Below are 18,881 nucleotides of genomic sequence, written 5' to 3'. Positions count from 1 at the left end.
AAGCCAAAATGAAAACTAACATCTTAATTTTAAATTTTATAATGCTACTTCTTTGCACTCCAATATGGGCTCAAAATGAAGTAAAAACAAATAAAAAAAAACCTCTTACAATTGGAGAAAAGCTTGATTTTAAATCAAAAATTCTAAAAGAAAACAGAGGAATAAACATCTATTTACCACATGGCTATAGTTCTGATTCGTTAAAAACGTATCCTGTTATTTACTTATTAGATGGCGCTATCGATGAAGATTTTATTCATATTTCTGGGCTGGTACAATTTTGTTCCTTCTCTTGGATTAATATTATCCCAGAATCTATCGTTGTAGGAATTGCTAATGTTGATAGAAAAAAAGACTTTACGTTCCCAACAAAGAACACTAAAGATAAAGAAGATTTTCCAACAACAGGAAGTTCAAACAATTTTATAAACTTTATTGAAAAAGAACTACAACCACTAATTGCTAGCAATTATAAAACAAATGCTACTAAAACTTTGATTGGGCAATCACTTGGTGGCTTATTAGCAACCGAAGTTTTATTAAAAAAACCTCAGTTATTTGATAATTACATCATTATAAGCCCTAGTTTATGGTGGGACGACGCGTCCTTATTAAAGCTAGAACCAACTTTATATACATCAAAAAAATCAATTTATATTGCCGTTGGAAAAGAAGGTAAGGTCATGGAAAAAATGGCAAAAAAACTATTTAGCAAGCTAAATTCCATAAAGAAAAAAAACACTACTCTCTATTTTGAATTTTTCAAAAACAAAAACCATGGCGACGCCTTACATTTAGCTGTTTATGATGCTTTTGAAAAAATATTTAAAACTAAAAAAAAGTAATAACGCTCTCTTATTATAGTACCCTCTAAACGGCTGTTTTTAGAATTCTCTTTTTATTTTTTCCATTGTACAGATTCCATAATCTGCTTAATATCTTTCTGCAAATAATTTGCTGCGGGAAGAATTGAATCGTAATTTGGTTTTGCATAAAAATACAAAGACCCTACAAGAAAATGATTAATACTATCTGTTACATAAAATTGCGATTGTGATGCGGCATTACCTCCTACTTCATAAAACATCCCATACACTTTTCGCTTAGAGTCTTCATAAGGCTGTTCTATAATTTCATCTGCTTTTTGGGTATGTTCTTGTGTGAAATTTTGAGCATCTCGTAAAAAAGTATTTAGATACTCAGGATTCTGATCTACGCCTTTATAGGTTAAATAGATAGCCCCTTTTAATTTAGGATATTTTATGGTTATCCCATAACTTGTCGTTTCGGTATTAAATGTTTTCGTTTTTAATTCTTTCCCCAGTTTATTACGATCGAACGCAAAAGGCATTTTAGCTATGTTTTCAGTTTCATATACTGCTTCTGGATACTCTAATCGCAGATAAGCATTAGGTTTAGGCGTACTATCATTACCACAACCAATCAATATTAAAGCCCCCATAATTAACCATAAACACAATAGATATTTAGTTTTCATTTTTTTAATTATATTAAGCCCCCCCATATACAATACGTCTTATTATTCTATTTTTTCATTCGTTTACAACACCAAAAACACACTAAGTTATTATCCTTAAGGCAAGGTGATCTTTAATCTTTTTATTCGCTTTCGATCTAAAGCTTCAACGGTAAAAATATAAGTCTTAAAGTTAATTCTAGTATTTGGCTTCGGAAAACTTCCAGAAATCTCTAAAACAAACCCAGCAAGTGTTTCTGCTTCTCCTTTTTTATCTTCAAAAATAGTTTCATCCTCTAAATGTATAATTCTATAAAAATCTTTCAATGCTGTTTTCCCTTCGAACACGTAATTCCTATCATCTAATTTAGAATAGATAACATTTTCATCATCAAACTCATCACTTATATCGCCAACAATTTCTTCTATAACATCTTCAAGAGAGACAATCCCTGAAGTTCCGCCATATTCATCTACAACAACCGCTAAGTGCACTTTTTTCTCCTGAAATTCGGCCATCAAATCGTCTAATTTCTTATTCTCAGGAACAAAAAAAGGTGTTCTTAACAGTATTGTCCAATCAAAAATTGTTTTATCAATATGAGGAAGTAAATCTTTTACATATAAAATACCTTTTATTGTATCTACATTATCTTTATACACAGGAATTCTTGAATAACCGTTACTTTTAATTTCTTTAATAATCTCAAGATAAGACTGTTCAATATCTAATGCAAAAATATCCAATCGCGGTCGCATAACTTGCTTGGTATCTGTATTACCAAAAGACACAATGCTCTTTAATATTTTCTGTTCTTCTCGTGTTGTATCTTCTTCACTCGTTAATTCCAAGGCTTGAGATAGTTGATCTACACTTAAATTGGATTTTTGTTTCCCTAATTTGTTATGAATTCCTAATGTTATTTTTTGCATTGGTAAACTCAATGGCGCAAAAAGAATGTCTAACACTTTTAACGGGTAGGCCATAAACGTAACAAACTTTAAATTGTTCCTACTAGCGTATATTTTTGGTAAAATTTCACCGAATAATAGAATAAAAAAAGTAACAACAATAACTTCTACAACAAACTTTATTACAGTACTGGTTATTCCTGAAAAAATAATATTCCCTAAAAACCCAAAAAGAATAACCATTCCTATATTAATAAAATTATTAGCCACCAATATCGTTGCCAACAACCTTTTAGGCTCTTCCAATAATTTGGCTACAATCTGAATCTTTTTAGAGCCTTGTAGCGCTTCCCCTTCAATATCTTGCCGAGTCAGAGAAAACAATGCGACTTCGGCACCAGAAATAAGTGCAGAACATACCAATAATAATATGAATAGTAAAAAACCTGAAACTATTGATAAGTCAATAGTCAAACTTGGTAACATTAAACTAACGGGTTCGGGATCCAAAAGCTATCGTTTTTAATTAAATTTATAAACTTTAAAAAGGTAAGTCATCATTTTCTGTAGATGTCGTTGGATTATCCTTTTTTGTTTCTACATTTTTTTGTGTTTGCGTTGTAGGCATCGCCCCACTTTCTTTTTTTGTCGTTAAAAAAGTAAAATCTGTTGCTTGAATCTCTGTCGAATACCTGTCGTTACCAGAGTCATCTTGCCATTTCCTTGTCTTTAAACGCCCTTCTATATAAACTTTATCCCCTTTACTTAAATACTTTTCACAAATCTCTGCCGCTTTATTCCTTAATACAATATTATGCCACTCTGTATTAATAATACGTTCATTTGTTTGTTTACTTATATAAGATTCGTTTGTTGCTAGAGGAAAACGGCCAACACAACCGCCTCCTTCAAAATAATGCATTTTAATTTCATCTCCCAAATGCCCAATTAGCATTACTTTATTTAATGTTCCTGACATAATTATTCTTTTTATTTACAAACAAAATTGCACCTTCTTATGTAATACAAAACTATGCTTTTGCAATACATAATTTTAAATTTAATAAAAAAAAAGCATTGTCCATATTTGCAAGCCTAAAAATTAAAGGCTTCAATAAAATTTTTAATTAAAATAGGCACAGGATAGTCATACACTTTTTCCATTGCAACACCTTCTATTAGGCTATCTTTTAAATTAACTATCCAAAACTTAGTATGTAAATGTTGATGAGACAATTTATGAACAATTGCCTTCTCATTATATGAAAACACACTATACTCCTTACCCTTTAGAATATTAAAATTTTCTAACTGCAATGTTACCTCCTCTAAATTAGCCGTTTTTTTTGTCTCTATTAAAGGAAACTGGTATAATTGCTGCCAAATCCCTTTCCCTTTTCGCTGTTCGATTATTGTTTTTTTATCCTCAGAAAGGAGGACTATAAAGTTAAAGTATTTTTTTTTAACCTTTAATGCTTTCTGTTTAACAGGAAGCCTATCTATTTTATTCCTTTTTAATGCAACGCATCCATCATTTAAGGGGCAAATACTACAATTTGGATTTTTAGGCTTGCATTGCCTTGCTCCAAATTCCATAATAGCTTGATTAAACTCGGCTGGATTATCTTTATCTATTAAATCTTGAGCCAAGGCTTTAAACGTTTTAAATCCCTTTCCTGTATTTATAGGAGTCTCTATTCCGTAATAACGAGATAGCCCTCTATATACATTTCCATCTACCACTGCTGTTACTTCATTAAAACAAATAGAAGCAATGGCACTCGCTGTATAATCTCCTACCCCTTTTAACTTTAATATCTCATCATATGTAGTAGGAAATACGCCTTTTAAATTGCTTTCCACATATTTAGCCGAAAAGTGTAAATTTCGTGCTCTTGAGTAATATCCCAAGCCTTCCCATAATTTTAACACTTTACTTTCACTAGCACTTGCTAGGTCAGAAATTGTTGGAAAATTAGCGACAAATGCCTCGTAATAAGGCAAACCTTGCTTCACTTGTGTTTGCTGAAGGATGATCTCTGACAACCAAATATAGTACGGATTTACAGTGTTTCGCCATGGCAAATCACGCTTATTAACTGAATACCAGTCTGTTAAAATTTTACTTACATTCATTTTTTAAAAAAATACAAATAACAAAAGTAATCGTTTATAGCATTAAATTTTAATGAATTAGGTTTGAAATATTGAAGATTAAATTCCTATATTTGCCCACCCTTAAAATTAATAGTAACCAAAATAAAGAATAAGGAAATGACTAAAGCTGATTTAGTATCAAAAATTTCTGAGAAATTAGGAATTGAAAAAGGTGATGTTCAAGCAACAGTAGAAACTTTTATGGAGGAAGTTAAAATATCCTTAGAAAGTGGAGACAATGTATACTTGAGAGGTTTCGGGAGTTTTATCATTAAAACCAGAGCCGAAAAAACAGGTAGAAATATATCTAAGAACACCACTATCAAAATTCCTGCTCATAATATCCCTGCATTTAAACCTGCAAAAGTTTTTGTAGAAGGTGTAAAAACCAATGTAGACGTAAAGTAAAAAGTATAAACGAATTATTAATTTAAAAACCGACATCTTATGCCAAGTGGTAAAAAAAGAAAGAGACACAAGGTTGCAACGCATAAGCGCAAGAAAAGAAGACGCGCTAATCGTCACAAAAAGAAAAAATAATTCAAAAAAGTAGTTTTTTAAACTACTTTTTTGGTTTATTAAAAACAATGTTCTTTGAAAATGAGTTTAATAATAAAATACGTAAAACCTTGCGTATTTGTTAAGCTCGCTGGATTTCGAAAATCCTGTGAAAAATAATGTATAATCCATCTGTACTTAATTGTATGGATAAAAATTAACGTAATGGATAGAGAATTAATTATTCGATCTAGTTCACAAGCTGTTGATTTTGCCTTATTAAAAGATGGAAAACTTATTGAATTGCATAAGGATGAAGATAGTAACAATTTTTCTGTTGGCGATGTGTTTATCGCCAAAATAAGAAAAGCTGTTCCTGGGTTAAATGCTGCATTTGTTAATGTAGGTTATGAAAAAGATGCTTTTTTGCATTATCATGATTTAGGCCCAAAAATATCTTCCCTTTTAAAATTCACAAAACGTGTAAGCACAGGTAAATTAAATGACTTTTCTTTAAAAGACTACCCATTTGAAAAAGATATTGATAAAGACGGTAAAATTACCGATGTCTTAAAATCAAATCAATCTATGTTGGTACAAATTGTAAAGGAACCAATTTCTACAAAAGGCCCTAGAATAAGCTCTGAGCTTTCTATTGCTGGTAGATATATTGTTTTGGTCCCATTTTCAGATCGTATTTCTGTTTCTCAAAAAATAGAAGATAAAGCTGAAAAAGACAGACTAAAACTTTTGGTAAAAAGTATTACACCAAAAGGTTTCGGAGTAATTATACGAACAGTCGCCGAAGGCAAAAAAGTAGCCGAGTTAGATAAGGATTTACAAAATTTGTTAGGTCGCTGGACCGCAATGTGTAAAAAATTAAACAAAGCACATCATCCTACAAAAGTTCTGGGAGAACTAAATAAAGCCTCTTCTATTTTAAGAGACATATTTAACGATTCATTTACAGGGATTCATGTAGACGATGATGAACTTTACATTCAAATTAAAGAGTACGTGCAAACCATTGCACCAAAGAAAGAGTCAATAGTAAAACTGCATCAGTCCAAAACACCTATTTTTGAAAAATTTGGGGTAGAAAGACAAATAAAAACAGCTTTTGGAAAAACTGTTTCTATGGCAAAAGGGGCTTATTTAGTTATTGAACACACTGAAGCCCTTCATGTTATTGATGTAAACAGTGGGAATAGATCTAATAAATCGAACTCACAAGAAGACACAGCTATGGAAGTTAATTTAATTTCTGCTACTGAAGTCGCAAGACAATTACGCCTACGTGATATGGGTGGAATTATTGTTGTAGATTTCATTGACTTAACCAATGCTGAAAATAGAAAAAAACTATTTAATCATCTTCGTGATGAAATGAAAGATGATAAAGCCAAACATAAAATACTACCACCTAGTAAGTTTGGATTGATTCAAATTACAAGGCAAAGGGTTAGACCTGAAATGAAAATTAAAACACGTGAGGTAAACCCTAACGAAATTAATGGAAACGAAGTTGAAGCTCCTATTGGAATTGTACCAAAAATTGCTCATGATTTAGAGCAAATATTAAAAAAAGACTATAAAAAGGTAACTTTAAACACACATCCTTTTATAGCAGCTTTTCTTACGAAAGGCTTTCCATCGATACGTTCAAAATGGTTTTTTGAACATAAAAAATGGGTTAAAATTTTACCTAGAGATGCTTACACATATTTAGAATATCATTTTTTTGATAAAGATGGTAACGAAATCAAATAATTTAAAACGCTCAAACCTTTATGGGGTGGGCGTTTTTTTTTGTTCTTAACACCTCTCTTTTTAACTAGAAATACGCTTTTAACTGAATATTTCCTGTATGAATTGTTTTACTAGTTTCTGTTTTACGTCCTTGATAATTAAGATTAAGATCTAAGAAATTTGTTAATTTTTTTTGCGCTAACACACTCCAAGTAAAATTTTTCCCTGCTTGCAATCCTTCAAGCATTTGGTATGCTACAGGTGAATTTTCATTCCCAAAAAAATCATTTGAAAACACATTAAACTCTCCAGAAACTGCATTATTCTCATTATTTGAAAAAGCAAAAGACACCCCGTATTTTTGCTGCCTTAATGTTTCAAATCCGCCAATAGTATTCTCCTTATTAGTATATTGATAAAACACATCAAAACGGGTATTATCATTAAATAAATAAGACAATTTAGGGTTTAAACGCTGTTCATTTATTTTAAAGTTCTTACTGACAAAATTCTCACTTTCATTTTCATTTTTATCTAAACTAGTCAATAGATTCACCAACCAACTCCCAGCAAGCTTATGATTAAAATGTAATTGATGACTTTTAAGGGCATTTGCAATAATCCCTACTGTTAACACATTTCTAGATTTATTATCCAAATAAGTATAAGACGTCGTATAATTTTGTTTTCCCCTGTTATAAAACAATACGTTTCTAAAATTAAGCTGAAGCCCTAATTGATTATTATCACTATCATCAAAAGGGTTCACATTAAAGTCATTCCCTTCTCGCTTAACTTTACGATCAATCAAATAAGAGCTTTGATTATAAAAATGAGACCAAAATTGTTTAGCTCTACGATCTGAATTCCCCCAATCTATTGGGTTTAAGGTTAAGGTTTGGCTTAGCCTATTCTGATGTGTTTTTATAAACACTTGATTAGGCAATAAAACTCGAATATAATCTCCTTGATCCTGAAACTGAGCAATTTCAAACTCTTCAATCTCTTGGATACCATTATTATTATAATCAAACCATGTATAAGTTCCTTGACCAGGCTCCACCGCAACATAAGTAAAATCTTGCTGAGGCAAGGTTCCTGAGTTCGTTTCAAAAACAGTATTCCATTGTATAAAGTTTTTAAAAAAACGCTGACTATATTGTAATCTTGAATTTAAAGACTGCTCGTCTTTATCCTCACTAACGACATCATTGAGCCTTCTATAATTTACATAAAGAGATAAATTTGTACTTTCATTGTTAACAAACCTAGAATCTAAATAATACGTATGCGATGTATTTACCTTTTGTAAAATATTGCTTCTCACACTATCGTTAACTCTATATTTATAACCTATTTCGGTAAAAACACCTGTACTATCACCTATACCTGTATAAACCTCATAAGCTTTAAATTTTTGAGATAACGAGGTATACTCTTCTGTTTCTCTATTTTTTTGCGCATTATCCTCCATTCCAAACTTAGCGCCAACCCAAGCTTGGTTTAGGCTATACATTACACTAGTAGATGACCTTAAAAAAGTAGAATTATTTAGAGTAGAATTCGCAGTTAAAAAACTAGATTGAGATCTAACTAAAAATTTATGCAATATCAAATCGGTTAAAACCACATGTCTATTTCCATTAAATCCCTTAGAGTAATTTAAATGTTCAAATTTATAACTCGCCATTCCTTTTTCAGGATGAAACATTTTAACTCCTGAAGTAATCAAACCTTGGTTTCCTAAGTTTTCAACACTTTGCGTACTACTTACCTGAGGTTCTAAATTCCAATCACGATTAAATTCTGGGTTGTAAAGGCCTTCAATATTTCTAAAATCCTCATTTATGTAATCCGTATCAATTAAAAAACTCGTATTCCATAAACTATCACTTTTTACTAAAGCTTGTTCAAAATTAACCTTAGCGGCAAACCCATCATTATCCTCATCATCTATTTCAGAGAAAAGATTTAAGTCATTTTTACTTCCTGCAATTTCGAACTTAACAGCAGTCTTATCCGTAGGGTTATAGCGCCCATTCACAACCGCTATTTGTAGTTTTGTTGGTGAAACTAATTGTACAATTGGATCAAAATTCCCTTGCGGCACTCCTAAAACAGGTGCGACATACTCATAAATATTACTAATCGCGTTAATATTACTTAATATATAATCTCCTTGATTATCGCCAACATTAGTGAAATTAACACTAAACAACGTGTCTTCTGGGTTGTTTGAAAACACAAAAATCGCCTCACCTCCAACAACTTCCTTTTTATAGAGGATTCTATTTTCACTAAAAGACTCTGCTACGCTGGATGGCGCCACCATAAGCGATTCATTATCTCCAGCATTAGTTAAAATCGCCACCTGCTCTGCCGATAAGTTTTGCTGTAATGGATTATTTTTAGCATCACTTTCGGAATATACAGAAGCTCCTATCATAAACTTATCGCTTGTATAACTCCCGCCACCATAAGCTACTAATCTTGAATAATTACGATCGCTAAATTGATAATCTACAGTTATACGCATTTCTGAAGTTATAGGGAATGTAGCATTAAAAATAATCTCCCCAGCATTATAATCTATAATATAATCCTCACTATCGCCACGCTCTAAGGCAATGCCGTTAACATAAACAGTCTCACTACCAGACACAATCAACACAAACAACTCACCATTAGACCCTTGTAACTTGTAAGGTCCTTGATTCCCCTCTTGTGCAGTAAATTGACTTGTTGTAAACTGCCCTCTTACTAATGCTCCTGCCCCAAACACCTGTGTACTAGCTTCATCCCTACCTAAATTAGCACGAAGAGATAAGCCTTGTACACGCTTTGAAAAACTAGCAAAATACGAGTTCGTATTCTCTAAATCAATATCACCCGCTCTAATCCCCCATCGGTCACTAAATATTTCGATAAAAACTTGATCAAACTCATCTAATTTTTGAGAATAACCGCTCTCTTGCAAGGGTATATTAGCATCTTGAATAGAAGCTCTAAGAGACACTTTTTCATTAAGTTTTCCTGTAATTTGAAGATCCAACTCACTGTTTAATACTGAATTTTGATTATTCCCAATTGTAACACCTCTAGAAATACTTCCTGATGTAATCAAACCATCAAATGGCTTATATTCCTTTACAAAGCTTGGTCTCGAAATCTTGTAAATCTTATTAAGTTTATCATTATTTTCTACAATAACAGCCGTATCAAATTGCTGATACGTTTTGGTTAAAAATTTAGGGTATTCTAAATAATCAATAACCACAGAGTCCCCCGCAATTTTTTTCCTAAACGTTAATAGCCCTCTAGAAAAATCAACCTTATAAAAAGTAGAATCTAGTACAGCCCCTCCCTTTAATTTAACCGAAAAATGGTTTGGGTTTATACTTACGCTATCAATCATAACCGTTTTAGTAACCGCAACTATTTTACTTTTATAGTTTAAATTTTGCCCTTGCACTAAAACGAGACTCCCTAGATAGAAAATAAAAAAAGTAGCTATCCGATTCATTTATTTTTTTTGTCGCAATAATAAAAACAGTCTCCACCCCCTTTTTTCTCCATTAAATTATTATGACTTATTATGTTTACTAACATTAACTTGAAACTTGCCAATATATTTTGTTAATAGTTTTCGTTAAAACTGTTTTAATTTAATAGCGTAAATGTAAACCATTATTTATTTTAGCTAAAATAACTTCAAAAGAACAATGAAAATAATCTCTTACAACGTAAATGGTATACGAGCAGCTATAAACAAAGGGTTTATAAACTGGCTTGAAAATGCTAATCCAGATGTTATATGCCTACAAGAAATAAAAGCAATGGAAGAGCAATTAGATTTGACTCTTTTTGAAAATATAGGATACAAATACAATTATTGGTATAGTGCCCAAAAAAAAGGGTATAGTGGTGTTGCTATTTTAAGTAAAATAAAACCTAAACACATAGAATACGGCACAGGCATAGAAACGATGGACTTTGAAGGACGAAACCTTCGCGTCGATTTTGAGGGGCTTTCTATAATGAGCATGTATCTTCCCTCTGGCACTAATAAAGACAGGTTATCGTTTAAGTTTAATTATATGGATGAAATACAAAACTATATTAACACATTACGACAAACAATTCCCAATTTAGTTGTTTGTGGAGATTATAATATATGTCATGAAGCCATAGATATTCATAATCCAAAGATGAAAGGTGTTTCTGGTTTTTTACCAGAAGAACGAGAATGGCTAGGAAAATTCATAGATAGTGGCTTAATAGACTCCTTTAGATACCTAAACCCTGAAAGGGTGGAGTATAGTTGGTGGAGTTATAGAGCCAATGCAAGGGCCAATAATAAAGGTTGGCGTTTAGATTATGCGATGGTAACAAAACCCTTATTAAATAAAATAAAACGAGCAGTTATATTAACCGAAGCTAAACATAGCGACCATTGTCCTATATTAGTAGAAATAGAACATTAAAACCCAAATATCAATAACCTTACCCATAAGCTTGGGATCGATTAAAAAGTATAACCTATGAAAAAAATAGTTGTCTTAGCATTAACAGTTACACTACTAAACGCCTGTGTATCTCCAAAAGTATACAAAGAACTAGAAGACAAATATGTTGATTTAAAAAAAGAGAATCGCACCCTTCAAAATGAAAATGATGCACTCTTAAAAGCAAAAAACACTGCTGAAAACGAATTAGAAAAACTCCAAAAAGATTATGCAGACGTCCTTGCAAAACGAGATCAATTACAAAGAGATTATGATGCTACAAAATCAAGCTTAGATAACTTAAAAGCGTCTTATGATGCATTGGATGCTAATAGCTCCTCTGCAATTGCTGCTAATACAAAAAAAAACAGAGAGTTACTAGCGCAATTAGAAGCTAAAGAACAAGCACTTGCTTCAGAAAATGCAAGATTAGAAGCCTTAAAACAACAACTAGAAGATCGATCTCAACGCGTTGCAGAATTGGAAAGCGTTATCGCTGCAAAAGACGCAGCAATGTCTAATTTAAAAAACGCTATTTCTAAAGCTCTAACAGACTTTGAAGGGAAAGGTTTAACTATAGAACAACGTAACGGGAAGGTATATGTTTCCATGGAAAATAAACTGTTGTTTAAGTCTGGAAGTTGGGCTATTGGTTCTGAAGGAAAAAAAGCTGTTAGACAACTAGGAACTGTTCTGGGTGAAAATCCTGATATTGCCGTTTTAATTGAAGGTCATACAGACAACGCACCATTTAAAGGTTCTGGTCAGATTTCTGGAAACTGGGATCTATCTACCAAGCGCGCTACAGCAATTGTAAAAATTTTACAAGAAAACACCAATATAAACGCAGACAATTTAACCGCTGCTGGTCGCGGAGAGTTTGCTCCAATAGCTTCTAATGAGACCGCTTTAGGAAAAGCAAAAAACAGAAGAATTGAAGTTATACTAACACCAAAACTAGACGAAATATCAAAAATTTTAAATGATATTTAACGTCAAGAATACGCATTAGAATAGATAAGGCTTAAAAACCTTATCTATTTAATCATCAAAATTCAAACCCTTGCTTTATGAAATACACCACACTTCCCAATACCGATATAAAAGTTAGCAAAATATGCTTAGGTTCTATGACTTGGGGAAATCAAAACTCAGAAAAAGAAGGCCATAATCAATTGGATTACGCCTTCGACAATGGTGTTAATTTTATTGATACTGCAGAATTGTATCCGGTACCTGCTACAGCTGAAATGTCTGGGCGTACTAGTAAAATAATAGGGAATTGGTTAAAAAAGTCAAAACAAAGAGAAAAAGTTATTTTAGCTTCAAAAATAGCTGGACCTGGGGATTACACAGCACATATTCGCACAACAGGATTTAGTCCTAATGCAATAAAAGAAGCCATCAACTTAGAACTGAAAAGGCTACAAACCGACTACATAGACCTATATCAATTACATTGGCCAGAACGCCAAACAAATACCTTTGGTGTTAGAGACTATAAACATAACCCAAATGATGAATGGCAAGATAATTTTAGTGAAATTCTACAATCGTTAGAAAATGCAATTAAAGAAGGTAAAATTCGTCAAATTGGATTATCGAATGAGAAAGCATGGGGAACTATGCGTTATTTAGAAGAGTCTAAATCTGGTAACCGTCCACGTCCCACTAGCATTCAAAATGCCTATTCTTTATTAAATCGTGTTTTTGAAGGCGATATGGCAGAAATTTCACTTCGTGAAAACATAGGTTTACTAGCATATTCTCCAATGGCATTTGGAGTACTATCAGGAAAATACATAAAACACACCGCAAGTAACAATGCGCGCTTAAAGCTATTCCCAAGATTTTCAAGATACAGCAGCGAACAGGCAACAAAAGCAACACAAAAATATTTAGAATTAGCCGAGGCAAATAATCTTACATTAGCTCAAATGGCTCTAGCTTTTGTAAACCAAAGACCATTTGTAACAAGTAATATTATAGGCGCAACAACATTAGAACAACTAAAAGAAAATATCGATAGTATCAATATTACATTAAACAATACGATTCTTGAAAGTATAAATGCTATTCATAATACAATACCAAACCCTGCTCCTTAATTTCATTTATAAAAAACAACCATATAACTTACCTCAAAAAAGCACTATACTTTTTTCCTATTAGCTTACATCGTTAATAATTTAAAGCATGCTATTTTATATTCGCTTTCTAAATAATAGAATCCATATAGAAAAGCGCGTGTTGTAACCAAAGAAAAAATCGTGTTTTATAAGAATAGTCTCTTACAAAACACGATTCTTTTTCGATATAGATTTCAGTCTAAATTTAAAATATTTACTAACACATCCTATTTTATGTCTTTACATATTATTTAAAAGTCCACCTTCTTTTGTATCAAATTATAACAGATTAAACATTATCATTACCTTTTCATCATCTTTAATCTTATATTTCAAACAGATTATCCATTTTAACATATAACGCCATTACAATATCGTGTATTTTATCGATAAAATAAGCGCTTTGTCTATAATATAAAAAATTAACTTTTCTACCTTAGTATTTTCTTTAGTTTTAGAAAATTATTAAACTAAACAACCTTTTTACATAATGAAAAAAATTACTTTACTGTTAATTTTTCTTTCATTTAGTTTTGCTCTCAATGCACAAACTTATCTGGAAGAAAATTTTGATACAGAAATCCCTACTACTTGGATCGTAACAGATGGAGGAGCAGCAACTGGAGATTCTTGGATCTCTGGACAACAAGGAGGAGGAAATAGCCTCGATGGCACTAATGGTGTTGTTGTTGATAGTGATGCCAACGGAAATGGCACACTGCTGCTTGAAACATTAACATCTCCTATATTTGATACTACTGGAGCCGTTGGGCTCTTTTTAGATTTTGATCAATACTACAGAAGTGGTTTTGGAGACTCTGGTATCGTAGAAGTCTTTGATGGGACGAATTGGGTAGAGCTATTAAACCAAACCTCTACCTTTGGAAATTTCAATACTCCAGATCAACAACATATCAACATTACTGCATACTCTAATGCTAACATGCAAGTACGTTTTATATATAATGATGGCGATGCATGGCTATGGTATTGGATGATAGACAACATACATGTATACAACTCCTTATGCGAACCTCCAACTGCTTTAACTGCTAATAACATCGCGGGAAGCACAGCAGAACTTTCCTGGGATACTGGAGCTATTACTGCTTGGGAATATGTACTACAGCCTGCTGGAACAGGTGCTCCAACGAGTAACGGTACTGCAACTACTTCAAACACTATAAATGCAACAGGTTTAAACATTCTTACAGACTACGAACTATATGTAAGATCAGATTGTAGCGGGGGAACTTATAGCCAATGGGTAGGTCCTTTTAATTTCACTACAACTATACAAGTAAATTATACTGTTGATTGTACTGTTGGCCCTACAGATTTCACTTATTGTTATGAAGCCAACGACACCAATGTTTTCACATTTACTAGCAATGATGGCACACCTTTAAATTTAACCATAAATTCTGGAGATGTAGAGAATGGCTGGGATGAATTAATTGTTTTCGATACCGATGGGATCACAGATTTAAATGCTGCTACGCCTTATGGTAATGCAGGAAATCTAGCTGGAATCACTTATCAATCTTCTGGAAACTCTATTTCTTTTACCATTCAATCTGATGGTGGCACAAGCTGCAATAATACCGATGATATTAATCCAATAGACATTACATTCTCTTGCGCAACTTGTATTAACCCAGTGGCAACTTATACTGTAATTTCAGACTGTATTAATGGTCCTCAATTCTTTGTTGAAACAGATATTACCAATTTAGGCTCTGCTAACACTATTACAGTAAGCGACAATCAAACGAACACGCAACAAGTGAGTACAACAGGACTGGTTACTTTTGGCCCTTATGCAAATGCAACAGATGTTGTAATTACATTAACTAACGATGACGATAATGATTGTACAATATCTAGCAATTCTTTAACTCAAGAAATCTGTTTAGATCAACACGTTGATTGTGCTGTTGGCCCTACAAATTTCACTTATTGTTATGAAGCCAACGACACCAATGTTTTCACATTTACTAGCAATGATGGCACACCTTTAAATTTAACCATAAATTCTGGAGATGTAGAGAATGGCTGGGATGAATTAATTGTTTTCGATACCGATGGGATCACAGATTTAAATGCTGCTACGCCTTATGGTAATGCAGGAAATCTAGCTGGAATCACTTATCAATCTTCTGNCTTATACTGTAATTTCAGACTGTATTAATGGTCCTCAATTCTTTGTTGAAACAGATATTACCAATTTAGGCTCTGCTAACACTATTACAGTAAGCGACAATCAAACGAACACGCAACAAGTGAGTACAACAGGACTGGTTACTTTTGGCCCTTATGCAAATGCAACAGATGTTGTAATTACATTAACTAACGATGACGATAATAGTTGCTCTCTAACTAGCAGCTCTCTAACTCAAGAATTCTGCCTAGATAATTATGTGGATTGTTCGGTTGGCCCTACAAATTTCACCTATTGTTATGAGGATAATGATTCCAATGTTTTTACCTTTACTAGCAATGATGGCACACCTTTATATCTGGTTGTAAACTCTGGCTCCGTACAAAATGGCAGCGACGAATTACTTGTTTTCGATACAGATGGCACAACAAATTTAAATACCGCAACGCCTTACGGAGATGAAGGAGATCTTACTGGCCTCATATTTCAATCGACAGGAGATACGATTTCCTTTTCTGTTGACTCTAGTTTTTTTAGTAGTTGTAGTGACGGTACATACTCCCCTATAGACATTACAGTATCTTGCGCTACTTGTATTATGCCTACAGCTACTTACACCATTATAGAAGATTGCGACAATGGCAACCAACTCCTTATAGATGTAGATGTTACATCATTAGGAGATGCCAGTTCTGTATTAATAGAAGACAACCAAGGCTCCCCTGGAGTTTCCGTTTCAACTACAGGAATTACCCAGTTTGGCCCTTACCCTTTCTTAACAGATATTATTTTCACCTTAAGTAATGAACAAGATTCTAACTGTACTATTACAAGTCAAGCCTTTCAACTAACAAGCTGTATACCAGATAATGACGATTGCATCAATGCAACCGTTGCCGTAGTTAATGATGGCTTTTTATGCGAACTAACAACACCTGGAAGCTTGTCTGAAGCTACAGACTCAGGAATACCTGATCCAAGTTGTGGAGACGGTACAGATGACGATATTTGGTTTCAATTCACAGCCTTAAGCGAATTTCAATTAATTGCTTTAGCAAATTTACCAGAATTTAACACCCCCGAATTTACTTTAGCGCTGTATGAAGGGACATGTGGTAGTTTAGCTGAATTAGCATGTTTTAACACTAATCCTCCTGGCACCTTCAATGCAGATGAACCTTCAATGATTACACCTCTATTAGTAATCGGGGACACTTATTTCCTTAGAATATTTTCTAATGGAACTACACCTGTAACAACAACATTTGATTTGTGTATTACGCCATATATTTTACCGACAAATACAACTTGTGCAGATGCAGAAAATTTTTGTCCATCTGGAAGTGAAAATGGAGTTTTATACTCTTCAAATACCGTTAACACAGATAGTAGTGGTAGCCTGAATTGTTTATTCACAACACCAAACCCGACTTATAACATATTAGAAATTGATACCTCAGGAGACATTTTAATAGAAATGGTACAAAGCACTGCATTTGATTCCAGTGGCAACAATATTGGAGAAGGATTAGACGTCGACTTTGCAATATGGGGTCCCTTTATGCCTGGCGATGACTATTGTACATCAAATTCAGATGCAAATATTGTAGATTGTAGTTATAGTGCATCTGAGACAGAGAATGTTGTTATTAACAATGCCATATCAGGAGAACTTTATTTAATATTAATAACGAATTTCAAAAATAATCCAGGTATTATTCAAATCACACAAACCAATTTTGATCCCACAGACCCAAATTCAGGAAGTTTAACGAGTAGTGTTTCTGTAGATTTAATTAGTAGTGATGCAGTGTTTATAGACGAAGACAGCGATGAAACGACTCCTAGTGTAGCCAATTTATGTGGTTACGACTCAATAATACTAGAAGCCGATTCTCCTTTTGCCGATACATATGAGTGGTCTGTAAATGGTATTTTTGATCCAACATTAACAGGCTCCAGTATAACCGTAACAGAATCCAACACCTATAGTGTAACAGTATACAATACAAAATGTGCAAGTTTTGCTGAAAAAACAGTTATAGTAAATCTGTATAAAGAACCACTTGTAAACACTATTCCTGGAGATAATATTAATATCTCAACATGTGATGATGAATCTGGTGATGGGATTGAAGGTTTCAATTTAGAGAATTTATCTTCAACTATTTTAAATTCACCAGGTCAAAATGCAGCAGATTTTGTGGTTACTTATCATGAAACACTAGCTGACGCACAGAGTAGCACAAACGCTCTCACCTCTCCTTACTCTGCAGCAGACGGCACTATAATATACGTAAGAGTAGAAGATATTAATGCAGTAGGATCCGGATCTGGATGCGCCAATACAAGCACATCATTCCCGCTAACCATTACAGGAACTATCCCTAACGCTACTTCTGTAAATATGGAGCTTTGTGATGATGACTCTGCAGATGAAATGGAATTTTTCGACCTAGACTCTAATATTTCTAGCATTTTAAATGGACAGGATCCTACCTCTTTCTTAGTTAGTTTTTATATAAGTCAAGCTGATGCTGATGCTGGCGTTAATGCCTTAGCTTCTCCTTATGAAAACACGAGTAACCCTCAAGTCATTTATGCAAGAGTTGAAAGTAATACCATTTCCAATTGCTTCAATACGACGACTCTTAACTTAGCCGTTAACGATACACCGATTACATCATTTAATGCAGATTATAAAGTTTGCCCTAATGCAACCACCCCTATTACTATTGCGGCTATAGGAGAAAATTACACAGCTGATGAAGTAACTATCGCTTGGTACTATGAAGGGGCTATAATACCCGGACAAACAGGGTTAGATTTACCTACAGTTCTAGTAGAAGGAACTTACTCTATTGAAACTACCTTTAATGCTACAGGATGTACTTCTACAGCTGATATTTTAGTAACAGAACGTGTATCATGTGTTATCCCAAAAGGTATTTCTCCAAACGGAGACGGAAAGAATGACAACTTTGATTTAAGTAGTTACGATGTTCAAACCATAGATATCTTTAATAGAAATGGAACCCTTGTATATTCTAAAACGAACTATACTAATGAATGGTATGGGCAATCAAAAGATGGAGACGAACTTCCAGTTGGAACGTATTACTATGTTATAAAATACCAAGGCAATAAAACTAAAGCCTCTTGGATTTACATTAACAGAGCAAACTAACAACTACTAAAAAAGAAAACAAGACCAATGAAAAAACTAATATATACCATTTTCATCTTCCTGTTAGGGTACCAACTGTATGCCCAACAAGATCCACAATACACGC

The 18,881-nt window shown here is 33.3% G+C and carries 12 protein-coding genes; 7 read left to right on the top strand and 5 right to left on the bottom strand.

Annotation, left to right across the window (positions count from 1 at the left end; translation table 11 throughout):
- Positions 1–8: 8 nt before the first annotated feature.
- Positions 9–845 carry an alpha/beta hydrolase gene (locus AC2D8I_RS06070; RefSeq protein WP_484705099.1) on the top strand — a complete coding sequence of 279 codons (837 nt, stop codon included), beginning with the start codon at positions 9–11 and terminating at the stop codon, positions 843–845.
- 53 nt (positions 846–898) lie between these two features.
- Here AC2D8I_RS06070 and gldD read toward each other — a convergent pair whose 3' ends face one another.
- The 4 genes from gldD to mutY all read right to left on the bottom strand — a co-directional run bounded on the left by gldD (position 899) and on the right by mutY (position 4,525).
- Positions 899–1,498 (bottom strand): gliding motility lipoprotein GldD, encoded by a 600-nt coding sequence (gene gldD / locus AC2D8I_RS06065; RefSeq protein ID WP_484705098.1) that lies wholly within the window; start codon positions 1,496–1,498, stop codon positions 899–901.
- Positions 1,499–1,594: 96 nt separating this feature from the next.
- Positions 1,595–2,899 carry a gliding motility-associated protein GldE gene (locus tag AC2D8I_RS06060; RefSeq protein WP_484705097.1) on the bottom strand — a complete coding sequence of 435 codons (1,305 nt, stop codon included), beginning with the start codon at positions 2,897–2,899 and terminating at the stop codon, positions 1,595–1,597.
- A 31-nt stretch (positions 2,900–2,930) separates the two neighbouring features.
- The gene (locus AC2D8I_RS06055) at positions 2,931–3,368 is read right to left on the bottom strand and encodes a single-stranded DNA-binding protein (RefSeq protein ID WP_484705096.1); all 438 of its coding nucleotides are present in this window, start codon (positions 3,366–3,368) and stop codon (positions 2,931–2,933) included.
- Between the two features lie 116 nt (positions 3,369–3,484).
- Positions 3,485–4,525 carry an A/G-specific adenine glycosylase gene (gene mutY / locus AC2D8I_RS06050; protein ID WP_484705095.1) on the bottom strand — a complete coding sequence of 347 codons (1,041 nt, stop codon included), beginning with the start codon at positions 4,523–4,525 and terminating at the stop codon, positions 3,485–3,487.
- Between the two features lie 111 nt (positions 4,526–4,636).
- On the opposite strand from mutY, the gene AC2D8I_RS06045 reads away from it, so the two are divergent.
- Entirely contained in the window at positions 4,637–4,954 is a 318-nt protein-coding gene (locus tag AC2D8I_RS06045) for an HU family DNA-binding protein (protein WP_484705226.1), read from the top strand.
- 315 nt (positions 4,955–5,269) lie between these two features.
- The gene (locus AC2D8I_RS06040; protein ID WP_484705094.1) at positions 5,270–6,814 is read left to right on the top strand and encodes an Rne/Rng family ribonuclease; all 1,545 of its coding nucleotides are present in this window, start codon (positions 5,270–5,272) and stop codon (positions 6,812–6,814) included.
- A gap of 64 nt (positions 6,815–6,878) precedes the next feature.
- Here AC2D8I_RS06040 and AC2D8I_RS06035 read toward each other — a convergent pair whose 3' ends face one another.
- Positions 6,879–10,316: a hypothetical protein gene (locus AC2D8I_RS06035; RefSeq protein WP_484705093.1), complete on the bottom strand. Its 3,438-nt coding sequence runs from the start codon at positions 10,314–10,316 to the stop codon at positions 6,879–6,881.
- Positions 10,317–10,515: 199 nt separating this feature from the next.
- On the opposite strand from AC2D8I_RS06035, the gene AC2D8I_RS06030 reads away from it, so the two are divergent.
- The 4 genes from AC2D8I_RS06030 to AC2D8I_RS06015 all read left to right on the top strand — a co-directional run bounded on the left by AC2D8I_RS06030 (position 10,516) and on the right by AC2D8I_RS06015 (position 18,775).
- Complete coding sequence (locus AC2D8I_RS06030; protein WP_484705092.1) at positions 10,516–11,277, top strand: exodeoxyribonuclease III; 762 nt, start codon at positions 10,516–10,518, stop codon at positions 11,275–11,277.
- A gap of 57 nt (positions 11,278–11,334) precedes the next feature.
- Entirely contained in the window at positions 11,335–12,291 is a 957-nt protein-coding gene (locus AC2D8I_RS06025; protein ID WP_484705091.1) for an OmpA/MotB family protein, read from the top strand.
- A gap of 77 nt (positions 12,292–12,368) precedes the next feature.
- On the top strand, positions 12,369–13,406 hold the full coding sequence (locus AC2D8I_RS06020; RefSeq protein ID WP_484705090.1) for an aldo/keto reductase: 1,038 nt from the start codon (positions 12,369–12,371) through the stop codon (positions 13,404–13,406).
- A 2,303-nt stretch (positions 13,407–15,709) separates the two neighbouring features.
- On the top strand, positions 15,710–18,775 hold the full coding sequence (locus AC2D8I_RS06015) for a T9SS type B sorting domain-containing protein (RefSeq protein ID WP_484705089.1): 3,066 nt from the start codon (positions 15,710–15,712) through the stop codon (positions 18,773–18,775).
- Positions 18,776–18,881 lie beyond the last annotated feature (106 nt).

The sequence above is a fragment of the Lacinutrix sp. YIN62 genome (genome assembly GCF_057219185.1).
This window is presented reverse-complemented; position numbering and strand designations above follow the sequence as displayed.